The 14,977-nt window shown below is 38.6% G+C and carries 16 protein-coding genes and 1 tRNA gene; 4 read left to right on the top strand and 13 right to left on the bottom strand.

Annotated elements, in window-relative coordinates:
- Window positions 1-112 precede the first annotated feature (112 nt).
- The 3 genes from DESMER_RS09450 to DESMER_RS09440 all read right to left on the bottom strand — a co-directional run bounded on the left by DESMER_RS09450 (window position 113) and on the right by DESMER_RS09440 (window position 1,357).
- Window positions 113-586, bottom strand: coding sequence for a MarR family transcriptional regulator (locus DESMER_RS09450; RefSeq protein WP_014902819.1), 474 nt, complete (start codon window positions 584-586; stop codon window positions 113-115).
- 137 nt (window positions 587-723) lie between these two features.
- On the bottom strand, window positions 724-1,134 hold the full coding sequence (locus DESMER_RS09445) for a response regulator (protein ID WP_042333602.1): 411 nt from the start codon (window positions 1,132-1,134) through the stop codon (window positions 724-726).
- A gap of 34 nt (window positions 1,135-1,168) precedes the next feature.
- Window positions 1,169-1,357, bottom strand: a complete 189-nt coding sequence (locus DESMER_RS09440; RefSeq protein WP_014902817.1) for a hypothetical protein — start codon at window positions 1,355-1,357, stop codon at window positions 1,169-1,171.
- Between the two features lie 795 nt (window positions 1,358-2,152).
- On the opposite strand from DESMER_RS09440, the gene DESMER_RS09430 reads away from it, so the two are divergent.
- The 3 genes from DESMER_RS09430 to DESMER_RS09420 all read left to right on the top strand — a co-directional run bounded on the left by DESMER_RS09430 (window position 2,153) and on the right by DESMER_RS09420 (window position 5,622).
- The gene (locus DESMER_RS09430) at window positions 2,153-4,840 is read left to right on the top strand and encodes a LytS/YhcK type 5TM receptor domain-containing protein (RefSeq protein WP_014902816.1); all 2,688 of its coding nucleotides are present in this window, start codon (window positions 2,153-2,155) and stop codon (window positions 4,838-4,840) included.
- Window positions 4,841-5,009: 169 nt separating this feature from the next.
- Window positions 5,010-5,396, top strand: coding sequence for a response regulator (locus DESMER_RS09425; protein ID WP_014902815.1), 387 nt, complete (start codon window positions 5,010-5,012; stop codon window positions 5,394-5,396).
- A 152-nt stretch (window positions 5,397-5,548) separates the two neighbouring features.
- Window positions 5,549-5,622: transfer RNA gene (locus DESMER_RS09420), tRNA-Thr, on the top strand.
- A gap of 126 nt (window positions 5,623-5,748) precedes the next feature.
- On the opposite strand, the gene DESMER_RS09415 is transcribed toward DESMER_RS09420, so the two are convergent.
- The 3 genes from DESMER_RS09415 to DESMER_RS09405 form a co-directional block, all read right to left on the bottom strand.
- Window positions 5,749-7,110 carry a DUF6179 domain-containing protein gene (locus DESMER_RS09415; RefSeq protein ID WP_014902814.1) on the bottom strand — a complete coding sequence of 454 codons (1,362 nt, stop codon included), beginning with the start codon at window positions 7,108-7,110 and terminating at the stop codon, window positions 5,749-5,751.
- The gene (locus DESMER_RS09410) at window positions 7,107-7,583 is read right to left on the bottom strand and encodes a DUF6323 family protein (protein WP_014902813.1); all 477 of its coding nucleotides are present in this window, start codon (window positions 7,581-7,583) and stop codon (window positions 7,107-7,109) included. Before DESMER_RS09410 ends, DESMER_RS09415 begins: the two co-directional genes overlap by 4 nt.
- A 310-nt stretch (window positions 7,584-7,893) precedes the next feature.
- Entirely contained in the window at window positions 7,894-8,373 is a 480-nt protein-coding gene (locus tag DESMER_RS09405) for a flavodoxin family protein (protein ID WP_014902812.1), read from the bottom strand.
- A 140-nt stretch (window positions 8,374-8,513) separates the two neighbouring features.
- On the opposite strand from DESMER_RS09405, the gene DESMER_RS09400 reads away from it, so the two are divergent.
- Window positions 8,514-9,059, top strand: a complete 546-nt coding sequence (locus DESMER_RS09400) for a MerR family transcriptional regulator (protein ID WP_014902811.1) — start codon at window positions 8,514-8,516, stop codon at window positions 9,057-9,059.
- Window positions 9,060-9,161: 102 nt separating this feature from the next.
- Here the strand turns inward: DESMER_RS09400 and nudC are convergent, their stop codons facing one another.
- From nudC to DESMER_RS09365, 7 genes are all read right to left on the bottom strand, one after another.
- Window positions 9,162-9,965, bottom strand: coding sequence for an NAD(+) diphosphatase (gene nudC / locus DESMER_RS09395; protein WP_014902810.1), 804 nt, complete (start codon window positions 9,963-9,965; stop codon window positions 9,162-9,164).
- Window positions 9,966-10,476: 511 nt separating this feature from the next.
- The gene (locus DESMER_RS09390; RefSeq protein ID WP_014902809.1) at window positions 10,477-10,929 is read right to left on the bottom strand and encodes a zf-HC2 domain-containing protein; all 453 of its coding nucleotides are present in this window, start codon (window positions 10,927-10,929) and stop codon (window positions 10,477-10,479) included.
- The gene (locus DESMER_RS09385) at window positions 10,926-11,414 is read right to left on the bottom strand and encodes an RNA polymerase sigma factor (protein WP_014902808.1); all 489 of its coding nucleotides are present in this window, start codon (window positions 11,412-11,414) and stop codon (window positions 10,926-10,928) included. The genes DESMER_RS09390 and DESMER_RS09385 overlap by 4 nt, the downstream gene beginning before the upstream one ends.
- Window positions 11,415-11,774: 360 nt before the next feature.
- Window positions 11,775-11,942 (bottom strand): hypothetical protein, encoded by a 168-nt coding sequence (locus tag DESMER_RS23755; protein ID WP_158405962.1) that lies wholly within the window; start codon window positions 11,940-11,942, stop codon window positions 11,775-11,777.
- Between the two features lie 89 nt (window positions 11,943-12,031).
- Window positions 12,032-13,228, bottom strand: coding sequence for a TIGR04053 family radical SAM/SPASM domain-containing protein (locus tag DESMER_RS09375; protein WP_014902807.1), 1,197 nt, complete (start codon window positions 13,226-13,228; stop codon window positions 12,032-12,034).
- A 317-nt stretch (window positions 13,229-13,545) separates the two neighbouring features.
- Entirely contained in the window at window positions 13,546-14,154 is a 609-nt protein-coding gene (locus DESMER_RS09370; protein WP_014902806.1) for a hypothetical protein, read from the bottom strand.
- Window positions 14,155-14,553: 399 nt separating this feature from the next.
- Window positions 14,554-14,859: a hypothetical protein gene (locus DESMER_RS09365; protein WP_042333596.1), complete on the bottom strand. Its 306-nt coding sequence runs from the start codon at window positions 14,857-14,859 to the stop codon at window positions 14,554-14,556.
- Window positions 14,860-14,977: the final 118 nt, after the last annotated feature.

The raw sequence follows: 14,977 nt of genomic DNA, 5'->3' as shown, positions 1-14,977 counted from the left end.
CATATTAATCCTATTATAATTTTCCTTCCTTGTCAACAAAATAATAGCAATGAAAAAAGCAGCCTGTTCTCAATGGAGTGATAGGCTGCCTGTAGCTTTTCGTTATTCAAATTTATTCCAACTCAATATCTATACCCAGTTTTTTTATTTCTGCATCCAAATGCCTGCTATACTTTTCTACGAAGTTAAGCATACTGTCAAATTGTTCCTCGGTTACCTGCTCAAATACGACCTTATCCCGCTCTTGAAACTCTTTGTGCAGTTCCTCGTGGATTTCATAAATTGCTTTCCCTTGCGGAGTCAAGCGAAAATAGATTTCTTTCTTGTTATCCGGCTTTTGGTAGCTTTCGATAATGCCTTTTTTTATGAGCTTCTTAGTGATTTTGCTTATAGCACCGCTAGTCATATAAAAGGACTCTACAAGTTTAGTCCCGTTGGAATCTTCATTTCTTCCAATGTATTCGATGCAATGTACTTCAGAAGACTTATAACCCTTGAGACTGTCTTCCATCTTAGACTTATTAAGCCAAACCAGCTTGTTAAATAAGTCCCTGAAACCCGCTATGACCAGTTCTTCTTTGTTCATACCTGTCCTCCCACCCATCATTGTTCTGTATTCTAATCAGAACTGAGCGAATCTTAGTCATAATAATCTAACTCTTCTTATTTAGCTGTAAGATATGATCAAATTAATTATTGACATGTTTCCTAACACAATGAGGGTTATGAAATTATGCTTTGGTTGATATTAACATTATTTAATAAATCTTTTATAAGAACCCCTAGTTCTGTCAATTCAAACGGTTTAATTACAAAGTGTTTAATCTTTCCTTCTTTGACTGCCTTTTGTAAATCTTGTGCATCGAAGTAAGCACTCATAATTACTACTATTGTTTCTGGAACTAAATCCCTCAATCTATCCGCAGTTTGTAAACCACCTAATCCAGGCATCCTCAAATCGAGCAACACAAGATTAGGTTTCTCCTCCATAACAAGTCCTAAAGCCGTTAATCCATCAGATGCTTCTTTAACATAGTAACCTTCTTGAGTTAAAAACTCACACATAAGTCGGCGTATACCACAATTATCATCAACCACTAAAATATATCTATTATTCCCCAACAAAAATTCCATCCTCCTTTGCCAGCAAATAAGAATATGGTAATCGTTATTCGTCAAGCGATAGTAATTTATTAACCAGTTCAGTAACCATTATTTCCATACTATTTATTTCATCTAATATAACTAGTGAATGATTGACTTTATTATTCAACTTACCCAGTTCTACAAATCCTTTAAGAACTGTTAAATGGTCAATTAAATTGTCACAAATACTAACTATTTGATCTTTATTCATATTCAATCCGCCTCTATAAATAATGGAAAATCCTTTTGAAAGAGGAAAGAAACTTTAAGAAATAATTTTCTTTTTCTACCATAATTCTTATATAATCCTTATTCTATATTCTTTTATTTACATATTCAAGCAAGGATGAAATTTAAGTGCCACGAGACAGAGCCTTATTAAAGCAATTCACATCCACAAAGTGATAAATTCATTTTGGCCCATACCACCGTTACGCTATTTTGATAGCCGCCGACTCTAAATACATAGTGGAGCTTTATCACAACAAAGAAAATAAAAAAGCACCGTTAAAAACGATGCACAAATTTGTCTGTTTTGTACAATACCGGTTCTTACGGATAAAACTACAGCTAGAATCTAATTCTGGGTATGTCCGCTTCCTTAAGATTATCTTCCCATGTCCAAAAATGAGCCTCTCCGTTGCCCACTCGGAAAAGAATAAAGTTAGGATCATCTGCCGTATTTATTCCGAGGGCTTTTAGAAATGGTCTTTCGTCTAAAGCTTTAGTCTTTAAAACAATATCCTCAACAAACTCTACACGGCCTGTTATCCGTAAATGCTTCACAGGTTGCAATGTTAAAATCTGTCGGCCAGTTTGAATTCTTTCAGGCTAATTTTACCATAATATTATGATATAACAACACATATTGAATTATTATATACAGAAGTGATTAATATACCAAATTATAGCTCCTATACGACAAATAAATGCGACAAATTTTTAGGAACATTGGATGTACAATCTAATTATTAGAAAATATTGTGACATAAAGGAGGGATATATTTTGTATTATGACCTTGCATCCAATGTACTCGATGTAATGTTATTATGTGGTATTCTGATCTGGATTAACTTATCTCTCAAAAGTAAATATTCTCGTTTTTTGTTAGGTATTCTATTCGGACTTATAACAATCTTTGTTATTAAGGGCAGAATTGAAGTTTTTGAAGATCACTTTTATGACTTCCGGAATATCACTATGACGATGGCAGGATTTATTGGTGGTCCAATCACTGCTATAATTGCAGCTATCATTAGTGGGCTTTATCGATATTTTGTAGGTGGAAACGGCTCCATGGGCGGCGTCTTCAGTATTATCGTTTTTGCTTGTTTTGGAAGCATCTTAAGAAAACACGTGAAGAGTAGTCAAAATGGTAAAAAACTTCTATTTTGGTTTATCATCGGATTCATTATGTCCTGTATCTCTTTGTTTATTGTTTTTTTCACATCCCCATGGGGGGCTAATAGGACAGTTGTTCTTAGTGTCATTATTGTCCCTGTTTTAATCATCAATCCAATTGCCACAACCATATTATTCAACTTCTACTTCTTGATTTCCGAGTTCTTTGGCAAAGCCTCAATCTTAAATGCAATTGTTAACGTTAGTCCAATTAACTTAATGGTTTTCGATGAACATGGGCCAATTCTGCAAAGTGAAAATCTAAAAATCCAACATCAAACTTCCCAAATTGCAGAAACCTTTGTTCGATCACCGGATTGCAAAAGAACCTTCTTGAATGCCACAAAACAGGAGCATCGAGAAATCTGTACAGATGATCAGAGACACTATGTCGCTGACTTGTGTAGTTTTCAGCTGCCCTGCGGGGAATTTGCCTGTGCAGCCATCCTTAACGAGGTTACTGATCGGGTGAAAGAACAAGAAAAACTCAGAGGTGCAACCAATCGATTTGCCAAAGCATTTCAGTTAGGTCCTCATATGATGGCTATAGTTCAAATGTCTGACTTTCGATATATAGATGTTAACGATCGTTTTCTTGAAGAAAGAAATTTCAACCGTGAAGATGTAATCGGTAAAACACCCATCGAGTTGGGCGTGCCTGAGAGTGAATTTGGGCGAATCATGAAAATCCTCGATCTACAGGGGTCTATACAAAATGTTGAATGTTCATTAGTAACGAAATTCGGTTCGATGGGTACGGTAATTCTTTCTGCAGAAAAGATAGAAATTGACGATCAAGAATGTATTATGTTTGCCTATAATGATATTACTGAGATGAAACGACTGCAAACAGAAAGACTTGATCAACTATCCAAATATTTGACATTACAGGCGGAGCTTTCTCGAAGTAACCAACTAATAGCAGACATTATCAATAGTATGCCGGATGGATTTTACGTATTAGACGATCAATGGCGCTTTACCTATATCAATAAAAAGGCCGCAGAGTTATTGCTCAAAACACGAGAAGAGCTCTTAGGTGAAGTATTATGGGAAACAATCCCCCAAGCCCGCGGAACTCTGCTCGAACTTAATTATCAAAAGTCGATCAATGATTGCCTACCCATAACATTTGAATACCTTAGCTTTTTACATAAAGACACATGGTATGAAGTCACTGCTTATCCTTCCAAATTTGGGTTGACCGTTTATTATCGAGATATTACCAAACAAAAACTAGTACAGGAAAAATTGGTTACATCTCAAGAAGAAATGACTTACATCCTTGAAAGTATGACAGATTGTTTCTTTGCCATTGATAGCAACTGGCTTTTCACTTATGTAAATCGCGCAGGAGAAATGGTGATGGAAAAATCACGTGAAGAATTGGTAGGCATGAAATTGACTGAAGTTTTTGAGGCTAATGACACCACCCTTCAGCGGTTTAATGAAGTAATGTGCGAAAAGAAGTCGGTTACTTTTGAAATTCTTTCGGAAGCCTTAGGTAATAAATGGTTAGAGGTAAGTGCTTATCCTATAGGAACCGGCCTAACTTGTTATTTTCGAGATATTACAATCCGAAAGATAGCTCAAGATGAAATGGCCAGACTCGACCGTCTTAATCTTGTCGGGCAATTGGCTGCAGGAATCGGACATGAAATAAGGAATCCTCTGACAACAATTCGGGGATATCTCCAATTGATTAGCGTGAAACCAGATTATACAATTCTGAAGCCAACCTTCGACCTAATGATTTCGGAAGTTGATCGTGCAAATTCTATAATCACGGAATTCCTTTCCCTGGCTCAAACAAAAAAAAGCGAATTGAAACAACAAAACCTTAACGATATCCTTGATCAGCTATATCCGCTTTTAGAAGCCGATGCCTTTTCTCAAAACAAACAAATCCGCTTCACTCTGGGAGAGATTTTCGATCTTGAATTAAATGCCAAAGAAATTACTCAACTCATTCTAAATCTGACCCGCAATGGGCTCGAAGCAATGGAAGAAAGAGGCTGCCTAACTATTGAAAGTTATTTACAGGATGACAAGGTTGTGCTGGCAATTGCGGATGAAGGATGTGGTATTCCACCTGAAAATAACCAAAAACTCGGAACCCCCTTCTTTACGACTAAAGATACCGGTACTGGGTTAGGTCTAGCTACATGCTACAAAATTGTCGAAGCACATGGAGCTAAGATCAGTGTCAATTCCAGCTCAAGAGGTACAACTTTCTTTATTTATTTCCCTATTCCAGATAAGGTAAAGGAAAAATGCCAATTAATCGCCTGAACGTCATCATGTATTCAAAATACTTGTTCGAATAGTCTGAATTTTTAGAGGATTATTCATGGTATATAGCGAAGTATACTATCAGTAAGCTACTGGGTTCCACTTTAAATCTTGCTACTGCTCTAAGCATAGGTCTTTCTCATTATATAAAGAAAAGAGATGATTATCTTTGAGTAACGATTATCTTTTGGTTGTAGATGATCATTTTGGTGTACGGCAACTTATGTGTGAATTTTTATCTCGGGAAGGTTTTCGCGTTAAAGAAGCAGCCGATGGGTATACTGCTTTACAAATGGCTAGTGAAGAGAAACCCAAACTAACATTCTTAGATTTGAAAATGCCTGGTTTAAGTGGATTGGAAACTCTGAACAAATTGCAACAAATACGTCCAAAGACGCAAGTGGTTGTAATGAGTGGCTATACCCAAGATAATGCTTTGACGTCCGCTGTCCAGAGTGGTCTTGTTAAACACTTTTTAACCAAACCTTTTGACCTAGATAATTTGCGTCGGATATTACCTAGCTTACTGAGTAATCCTTGGGAGTCCTCAAATTAAAACACCACTCGTCAAAAACCAGGGCAGCTTCTGAAAGTTGAAATTGCCCTGCTTGATTGAAAGCAGGCCTTGCTACCTGTTAGGTTTTGCCCAATATTATTTACCCTATATAATAGGAAGGAATTTTTTCTAATACTCTGGATATAATACACGCTGGTGCAGCTCGATTGGAAGAGTAGTTGATTGGTTTATCAGCTTGCGGGTTCGATTCCCATCACCAGCTCCATCTAATGCTACGTATCTTGAAATTTTGGCAGTTTGAATTCATTGCCATACTCTCCTATAACCCTTCACTTGTGAAGAAGTCAACAAGACAATCTGAGATGAAAAACACTTGATATTCATGCTATATCTATATCCTATCCAGCATAGCTGCTGCCTGTTTTATCAAATCCCGACCCTTCGCCGGAAGCTCAGCAAGGAACTTTTGCAAACACTCGCCCAGCACAATTTGGCTTTCCCTTAGCTCATATTGATCTAAGGCAGAGGACATCGGATGTTTTTTTGCCAGCGCTGCAATTTCAGCAGGGTTTAACTCCCTAATAATGCTGAGAATTTCTTCTTCGTGAAGTTCCGCATCCAGTAAAATATCCTCTAAATCGGCAAGGGAGTGTATTTCACCTTTGATCAGGGCTTTCTTGTCAGTCAGATAACGGCATTGCCTAATTTCTTCTAATACCTTACGATATTTTTCATCGTCCATCTTCTCTCCAAAGGAAAAGATGAGCTTCCTGTTGTTTTCCGGATATTTGGGGAGGATGAACACACGATCCAATGTTTGCAGCAGGACTGCGTTTTCTATTACCGCAGCAATTTGAGGCAGACTGCCCCTTAGATACCTTTTTAAGGGCTCGGTCAGCTCCATCAGTCCGCTCAGTTGACTTACGGCTTCCCTGAGAATTTCCACGATTTCTGTTCTTCTTTTGCCACGAAATAAATCACTCAGAATTTTGATGGACGAAGCTGCCATCTCCAGCCTGTGGACATCCCTGCCGGAAAGGATGCATCCGATTGCCGCAGATAACACCGGCTCATAAATATTAACGAGCAACTCTTCATAATCTTCATCGTATCCGCAAAGCAGATGATGAACATTCTCTGCAGAGAATTGCGCGCAAAACAGATTTTCGTAGTAGATGCACTCTAAATACTTCTGTATAAACTCAATCCCAACCAACCGTTCCATTAGATGATGAACTGGATAGTCTGCAGTGATATGAATTTCCTGGGCGGCAAATTCAGGGTAATATAGCTTAAAAAACCCCTTTATGCCGTCCACAATAGTGGAGCGGTAAAACACATTTTCGGTTTGCAGCAAATTAGCAATAATTGAAGAGTGCAGGATTTTGGTTGACTTTATCAGTCTGTCGATACCCTCACGTCCGGCTTGATATAGAGCGTAGACACCGTCTTTTTGTATTGCTGCCACTGCTTCATCGGGGTTAGGATAGGTCTTTAACCTTACACCAATGGTGAACATGATAGAGGTTAGGAGACTCTGTGCTCCTTCTACTAGGATCGAGCTGCTGCCCCCGCTGTTATACCTCTCAGTTTGCTTGGCCAAAAGTGAGAGGCAATCCAATTGAATTTTTTCAAGCTGTGCCTCTGACAACATCCCCGACATATAGGCTTGCTCAAGTAAGGATTTGAAATAATATTCACTGCTTAATGTTTCTCTTTTGATTCTGCGGATCTTTTCAATATCTGCCATCATTCATCATCCAATTGGATAGCATCGTCTGAATAATCCAGAGCATAACCATAGCGCAAGTTTCGGGCAAGCTTATATAGTTCCCGCCCAGATAGCAGTTCAAAAGAACCTTGGCATATTCCATTAAAAGCATTTTTCATATATTGGATTAAGTCGTCATCACACATCAGATCGAGAGTTTCATTCTTGTAATAATAAAATATTCCTAAAAGCTCATGCATGGTTTCTTCATAGTTATGCCTTGAAAGATAAGGTGAGTTGCAAAATTCCTTAATTATCTTGTCAATCACGCCTCCACCAAATTCAATCCTACCATTTTCCTTTAATGCAAAAGCGCGTGTTTCAACCAAAGCGAGAGCCTGTGCCTCTGTCAGAACAAGACCAAATTTCACAGTCAGGTCATTGCATTTCATGACTTCGTTGACAGCTTGCTTTTCTATCAGAGCGCCACTAAACAAGGATAATTCAAAGGCCATAAAAAATAATCCTCCTACCTTGAAAAATAGTGTTGACAATTTAAATTATATGTGTTATGATATAAATGTATATAATATTGTTAATGTAATTAAGGATTATACAATCATAACTTCTCCTTGTCAAGATGAAGCAGACTATTTTACGGTTTGCTTTTTATTTTTCACAAAATTATACATGACTCATTTGGGATAAAGGAAAAACAATACATAAAAATTCGGCAGTTTTGAGAAGATTAGTCATCTCAAAACTGCCGAATTTTTATCATCCAGACCTTGTCATCTAGCAATTGACTCAAAGTGACTTTTGATGTTAGTTAAACAATTCCACTGCTTTTCTAGCGATCCTTTCCCCAAATACTTTTGCTCGCTCTTTTTGACCATCATCCCCATCTTTAATGCACACAGCTCCATAATGAATAAAAGGCTGTCCCTCAGCAACTCCTGAAGAGTAGACCAACATACCTTTTACCAACATCTCAGCAATCATGGAGATTTCCGCCACCTCTGCACCACCGCCAACATAATTTGCTGTAGCAAAAACAGCTCCCAGTTTTCCTCCGACATTTTTAGCTGTATCTAACCATTGTTTTAATTGCCCTGCAAAGGATCCCGCAATCGTCGGCGACCCAAAGATAACTGCTTTGGCTTCCGTCAAGAATTCATCGTCGATTGCTTCGATGGACATAGTTTTGACCTCGACTTTATCAATTTTCTTTGCACCTTCAGCTACAAGATCTGCAACCTTTTGGGTATTACCAGATTTACTGTAATATACAATAGCTATTTTCACAAAATCCCCCTCCTTTTGAACACTATTCTAACACCATTTCCATTGCTTGGAAATATTTATTTGTGTCTATTGCACCTGACGCAACGTCAGGTTGTATAATTTACTTGTCGACAAAAATTCTACGGAAACGAGGTGAAAGAATGGAAAACACTATTTGGAAAATCGGTGAGCTTGCAAGCCAGTGTGGGATTACAGTAAGAACACTGCACCATTATCACCAAATAGGCCTATTAGTCCCCTCTGAAACTACCGAAGCCGGCCATCGGCTTTACACCAAGTCCGATGCATTAAAACTTCAGCAGATATTATCTCTAAAACAACTGGAATTTTCCTTAGAAGAAATCCATAACTTTATTGAAAATCCTGATTTTAATCCCCTCCTCGTCGTTCAAGCTCAACTGGAAATCGTCAAGGAACAGATAAAATTAAAGGAAAAGCTGCGCTCTGAGCTTGAACAACTGCAAACACTGCTGTCATTCAACCAAACTATAAGTTCAGACCAATTAATAAAAATAATGGAGTTGATCCGCATGAATGAAAGTAATTATATAACACCTGAGCTGGCCGAAAAAATGAGAGCTTTCCTCAAAGACCTTCCGGAAGAAAAAAAGTTAAAGTTGAAAAAAATGCTGCCCCTCATAGATGAGACACAAAAACAGGCTCTGCAGAAAATGATCTTAAAATAGCACACCAGGCAAAGCAAAAACGGGCCGAAAATGCGGCCCGTTTTTGTCAGCGTCAGCGTCGACTTGCTCTATCACAATATTAAAAATGCCCTTGTAGGGTCGTTACTCATTTTTTGCTAGTTCTATAAACCAATCAATTAAACTCCGGGCTATGCTTCCGGTTCCTGGTATCAGCGGTAGCTGATCCACATCAAACCATCCGGCATTCAAGATTTCATTTTCATCAATCTTTATGTCCCCGCCAGCATATTCCGCTGTAAAGCCAACCATCAGAGAATCTGGGAAGGGCCAAGGCTGGCTGCCAAAATATCTAATATTTTTAACTTCCAGGCCAACTTCTTCTCTGACTTCCCTTTGCACACACTCTTCAAATGTTTCCCCCGGTTCTACAAAACCAGCCAAAACGCTATAGAAGTCGGCTTGAAAGCGACTCCCCCTCGCTAATAATATTTCGCGCTCTCTTGTAATCGCCACAATAATAGCCGGAGAAATCCTGGGATAGTTTACTCGCCCGCATGCTGGACAAAGCTTAGCCCTTTCATCTATTTTGTTTTCTGTCCGAGCTCCGCACTGGCTGCAGTACTGATGGGTACGATCCCAGTGTAAAATCTGATAGGCTTTACCTGCTAAGAAAAACAAAGCATCCGGGATCTTGCCAAATAAACGATACAAGTTGCAAAACAACATAGTTTCCGGAGCAACGATATCCGGGGCAAGTTCTGCGGCATAATAAGAACGTCCTTCCATCTGGCCCAGTAACTGACTACGAACCAGCTTCTTGCTTAATTTAAAGTAATCAATCTCCGGCAAAGTAAATTCCAGCACTTTATCTTCGGAAATGAGTATTTTATTCCCTTTAAACAACAACCAATATGCCGTTGAATCCCCATCAATTTTGCTCAACACTAAGCATCCTCTTTTCTTATGAAAAGCTATCTCTGATAAGTGTTGTCCCCTCAGAAATCACTCAACTTACCAATTTCAGCTATATTCCAACCAATTTCAGAATTTTGTCCAGTTTTACCGTTCTGGATGGGTTCCTTTTTGGGCAAGCTATTCACCCACCTTCCAGTAAATATTATACAATAGGCTCCCTTCTATAAAACAGTCCCAATTTGGAACTAAAATCAGCAGGAAAGCGGGTATGTCACAAAACACGACAACCTGTCGCGTTTTAGGACATACCCGCTTTCCTCATTCTTTAACCTCTGTACCTCAGGAGAAATGACATCATAAGCCAACGGAAGACCAAAGTCAGACTGCCTGCTAAAATAACACAAACCACAAGAATTATCGCTAAATAGACACCCTGAATTACTTTGTGGGCGACTTCAATTTCATCTGCCACCGATTAAATGGGCCACAATTAATTGGAACGGGCCATTTCAACCACACTCATAGAGTAAGTTTAAACTTCTTAAAACTGAAACAGATATTTCAGCAATAGATAAATACCTAGTATTGCAAAGACAATAATTGTCCCAATAGCTTTTCCTACAAAAAATCTACTCACACTTTTATCCCCCTTCCATTTAAACTTGAATATCAGTATCCCCACAATTACAGTACTTAGGACAACTACTACTATGGGCATAAAGTTTGAGGACGTATTTTTATTTAGTGCCATGCCCATAAATGCTCCAAAGAGTAATAGGGCCGACGAGATAAGAAAAAGTTTTTTCTTAATTGAAACCAATACTCTTTTATCATCAACGTCTTTTTGGATTGGCAATGCCTCATGTCCAAACTCAAGTTTACAGCTTTCACAGTTTTTTAGATGTTCCGAAACTAAATTAGTACTCTCTTGGCTGGCAACATTATCTTTCACAAGGGGTATCAAATCCCTTATTATCTCACAGGATGCCTTCAAATCAATCCCTCCTTTTCCAAAACTGATTTAAGCCATTTTTTTGTTCTAAAATCTATGACTCTTGCTGAGTTTTCCGTAATACCTATTCTCTCGGAGATTTCAAAGTAACTTATCCCATTTACACGCATATTGATTATTTTTTGTGTTCGCTCGTCTTTGGTTTTTAGCAACTCATAGACTCTATCGGCTATTTGCTTGGTTATGACACGATCCAGGCTTCTGTCTGCCACATAGACATCTAAAAGATCACTATATTCCACCGCAGGTCTAGCTTTACGCAGGTTTTGCAGCCATAGGTGGCGGGCAATCCCAAATAGCCAAGTCTTAATAGAGGAATTACCTTTAAAATTACCCATAGAGAATATCGCCTTAACAAAAGTCTCTGAGAGCAAATCTTCCGAAAGGGTAGGATCATGAGTCAAGCTTAACAGATAGCTATAGATATCTTGTTTATATTCAAAATACAGCGTTTCAATTTGTTTCATTAATACCCCCCTTTCATATAATGAGTCACGTTTAGATAAAAAATATTACACTGTTTAACAAATTTAAGCATGCCAATTTTCCCCACACCATAAACATTGATGGGGAGATAACCATTTACCAAGATTTTTTAGAAATCTGGATATCATTTTCTAGCTAATAATGCTATCCTGATTCGAGTATTCTTCATGGGGCTGAAAATCCAGGGCAATCTTGGAATGCAATCACTGTTGGAGCCATAGCGCGCACTAAGTCATTATGTTTTGGGATTCCTTTTTCAGTAACTTCCGATGAATACGCTTCAATTTTTTTAATGAACTGGGATTCCTTTCCTGCAGGGATATATATCGTTGCCCGTTTCTTCATCGGATTTTACGTTCAAAAGGTGTATGCCCTGAGTTCGACAGCCAGGCCCAAGGCAGGTCGCATTTACCCAGCCATTCCAGGACGCGCTGGAATTTCCTTAGCAGTTGTTCTCGGCTAATGATCCTTTGATTCACAATCGGTGCCTGAAGTTTGGCTTTCAGCAATGCTTTGCCCCCTTTCCGTCCCTGCCTTTGAGCTGGTAGGGATAGAACAAAAAACGCCCACAAAAATCGCAGGCGTTCACAATATAATTCTATTTCTTTCTAATCTTCTCTGGAATATACACGCAGAATGGCTCTGAGGCCATATAGTTTCCAGTTGCGCCGTAGGCACGTGCTCTTGATCCACCACAAACTTTGTTGTACTCACAGATACCACATTTACCTTCATACTTATCTGGTGAACGCAAGTCTCTTAAAATAGGGCTTTCGCGGTAGATGTCGCGCAGTCTATTTTCCTTAACGTTACCAACTACTAAAGGTAAAAATCCACTTGGTGTAACGTCACCAGTGTGTGATACGAAGATGAAACCATTTCCATCGTTAACTGCTTTTGGTGCTCTTGCCAGACCGTCAATGAATTGAGCCATGTCACGTGTCTTAGTACCTTCGAAAGTGATTTCCTCACCTGTAGTACCGTTTTCCTTAGCACGTTGTTGGAATACAACACGGCGATAGTGCTGGCCAGCAGTTGTTTTTATATCATAAGGCGCGTTTTTACTTAACTCGTAAAGCCACTTGAATACTTCTTCATGCTGAGCAGCTGTTATGCAATCATCCAGTGAAGCACGTCCCGTTGGAATCATCATTAAAATGTACCAAACCGAAGTCTTCAACTCTTTCATCAATTCCGCCATTTGCTCAAGTTGGTGCAAGTTTGCTTTGTTAATGCAAGTATTGATTTGGTGAGAAATACCAATTTCGTTTAAATATTTAAGTTTCTCGATTGTTAAATCAAAGGTTCCATCGATTCCACGGAAAGCATCGTGGGTCTTAGCATCTGCACCGTCAATTGAGAAACTCCAACGAGAAATCCCAACTTCTTTCGCCATGTCCATGCGCTCTTTTGTTACTTCAACAGTAGCACTTGGGCTCATCGAAACACGCATTCCTTTTTTAATACCGTAGTCTGCTAATTCAAAAAGGTCTTTTCGAAGCATGCAGTCCCCACCTGTGAAAACTAGCATCGGGTTGTCCATTTCGTAGATTTCATCGATTAACGCGATACCTTGCTCGTGGGTTAACTCCTCTGGATGCGGGTCAGGTTGCGCATCTGCACGACAGTGTTGGCACTTAAGCCCACATGCACGAGTAGTTTCCCAGATTACGATGAACGGGTTCTTATTGTAGTCAACGTTCATTCCTGGGTGCCCACTTGGATGACCACCTTTACCCTGCGGATGTCCTCCCATTCCGTGATGATGTCCACCCATTTTCATTTTATTTTCCATCTAAAATCACTCAATCCATTTTAGTTTTCTAAATATAGATTTTACACAGAAATCTGGCGAAAGTCCATTGACGGACTTACCGCAGTTACTCCATAAGTCCGATACGACGATTACGATAAGCGCTGCAATGTGGGAAATGCTAGCCTCCTCATACCAGAACCGTATTAAGAATTTGTTGAAGCTGCCTTGTTACGCTATTAATGAATACCTAGAAGTTACTCTAATATAAACAATTCTTCTACTGTCGTATCCAATAATCTGGCCATTTCATAGCCACCAAGTTATTTAAGCTTACCGTTGACCTACTATGATAGTAACTAAACTAATTTTATCTGCTTTGTTTCAAGTAAGTCTTCAATTGCGTTGGTTACAGCTAGGCCACCACAACGAAGTAAAAAGGTATAACCTTCATCATCTAGTTTTAATTGTTCACTCAGAGTTTTTAGTGTACCACCAGTAATCGTCAATCTCGCAATTTCTCGTATGATATAACCGGCAAGTAATCTTTTACGGCATTGAGGCGTATGCTCCCAAAGATTATCCATATCTTCTGTTATTTCATCGGTTTTACAGTCTACCTCTTTTTTATTTTCATCTCCAGTCATCGAGATAAACTCTTTTAGTTCTTTAGCGAATTTCTCCAAGACTAGTCTTCGTCCTTCTTCATTCTCCCACTTTAATCTGCCTTTTCCACTAGCTAGTTTAAGGGCTTTTTCCAGATTATCCAGTGAAACCAATATATTATGACGAACTTGCAAAGAAGCTAGTGCTAAACAAGCTAATTCATCTTCCATGTAGTTATTAAAAATAGACACGGTTTCGCATAGAGCTTCCTCTCTGGATAGTCCTTTACTGAGGAACTCTCTGAACTGGTCTTTAATATTTGAAGCGATTTCGTTATCGAAAATGCCATATCCCCAAATCATAACTTACCTCCTTGAGAACGATTGAATCGCTAATCACCTTACAACAAACACGAAAAGATGTTTCGGGTATTCCTGAATGACTATGTTTAGCATTTCCAAGTATGAACTATTACATTTCTTCTTATAGTAAAAACTAATTATCCACTATTGGGTCCAGAATAAGAAAAATAGCAACTTCAGCAGAGCCTATGTATCACTACTCCTTAAAAGGTTTAACCAATTTGTAAACCATTCAACAGGAAGTATTACTTCCGAAAAATTTAATATTTAATAAAAGTCAAACCTCCGTATAATGAGGATAGCTTAATTAACAGACTATAGTTTTTGACCTTCAAACATCCAAAAACTCTAACAACTGACCAAGGAACTAAAAAGACGCACGCCATAAGCCAATTCATGTCACGCTTCCTGCGATGCCGTCCACCTACCTATAGGTGAGACGGCTGTTTTTACTACTGGGTTTAAGAACAACTGGAAGTCAAAAGTTTTATAGATACGTTCAAAATTTGGGTCTTTAGCGAATGTAATTCTGCAAGTAATTCCTATCGCGCTAAGTAATTTAAAAATCGCCTGAGGTCCTCTTGTGTTGCGTTTTCCATCTTTTTTTGCGGTTACATAAAGTCCGAAATTTGTTGTTAAAAAATCAATACTAGATCCCTTAACCCATACACCATCTTCTTTTAAAAATCCATCTATATCTAACACTATATGAACAACGCTATACGTGCGAGTTGCATCCTGTGCAAAAAACCACAGATTAACTGTGAGATGCTAATAGCAATGTTTAGATTAGTCGAGTAACTTTATTTGATGTATTTGAGAT

The organism is Desulfosporosinus meridiei DSM 13257 (genome assembly GCF_000231385.2).
GTDB lineage: Bacteria > Bacillota > Desulfitobacteriia > Desulfitobacteriales > Desulfitobacteriaceae > Desulfosporosinus > Desulfosporosinus meridiei.
Note: the sequence above shows the minus strand (reverse complement) of the source record. Positions and strands in the feature narration are given on the sequence as shown.

Coding starts and splice junctions, on each gene's coding strand:
- DESMER_RS09450 (WP_014902819.1), bottom strand. CDS start 586: ATGAACAAAGAAGAACTGGTCATAGCGGGTTTCAGGGACTTATTTAAC.
- DESMER_RS09445 (WP_042333602.1), bottom strand. CDS start 1,134: ATGGAATTTTTGTTGGGGAATAATAGATATATTTTAGTGGTTGATGAT.
- DESMER_RS09440 (WP_014902817.1), bottom strand. CDS start 1,357: ATGAATAAAGATCAAATAGTTAGTATTTGTGACAATTTAATTGACCAT.
- DESMER_RS09415 (WP_014902814.1), bottom strand. CDS start 7,110: ATGATGGCAGATATTGAAAAGATCCGCAGAATCAAAAGAGAAACATTA.
- DESMER_RS09410 (WP_014902813.1), bottom strand. CDS start 7,583: ATGGCCTTTGAATTATCCTTGTTTAGTGGCGCTCTGATAGAAAAGCAA.
- DESMER_RS09400 (WP_014902811.1), top strand. CDS start 8,514: ATGGAAAACACTATTTGGAAAATCGGTGAGCTTGCAAGCCAGTGTGGG.
- DESMER_RS09385 (WP_014902808.1), bottom strand. CDS start 11,414: ATGAAACAAATTGAAACGCTGTATTTTGAATATAAACAAGATATCTAT.
- DESMER_RS09375 (WP_014902807.1), bottom strand. CDS start 13,228: ATGGAAAATAAAATGAAAATGGGTGGACATCATCACGGAATGGGAGGA.
- DESMER_RS09370 (WP_014902806.1), bottom strand. CDS start 14,154: ATGATTTGGGGATATGGCATTTTCGATAACGAAATCGCTTCAAATATT.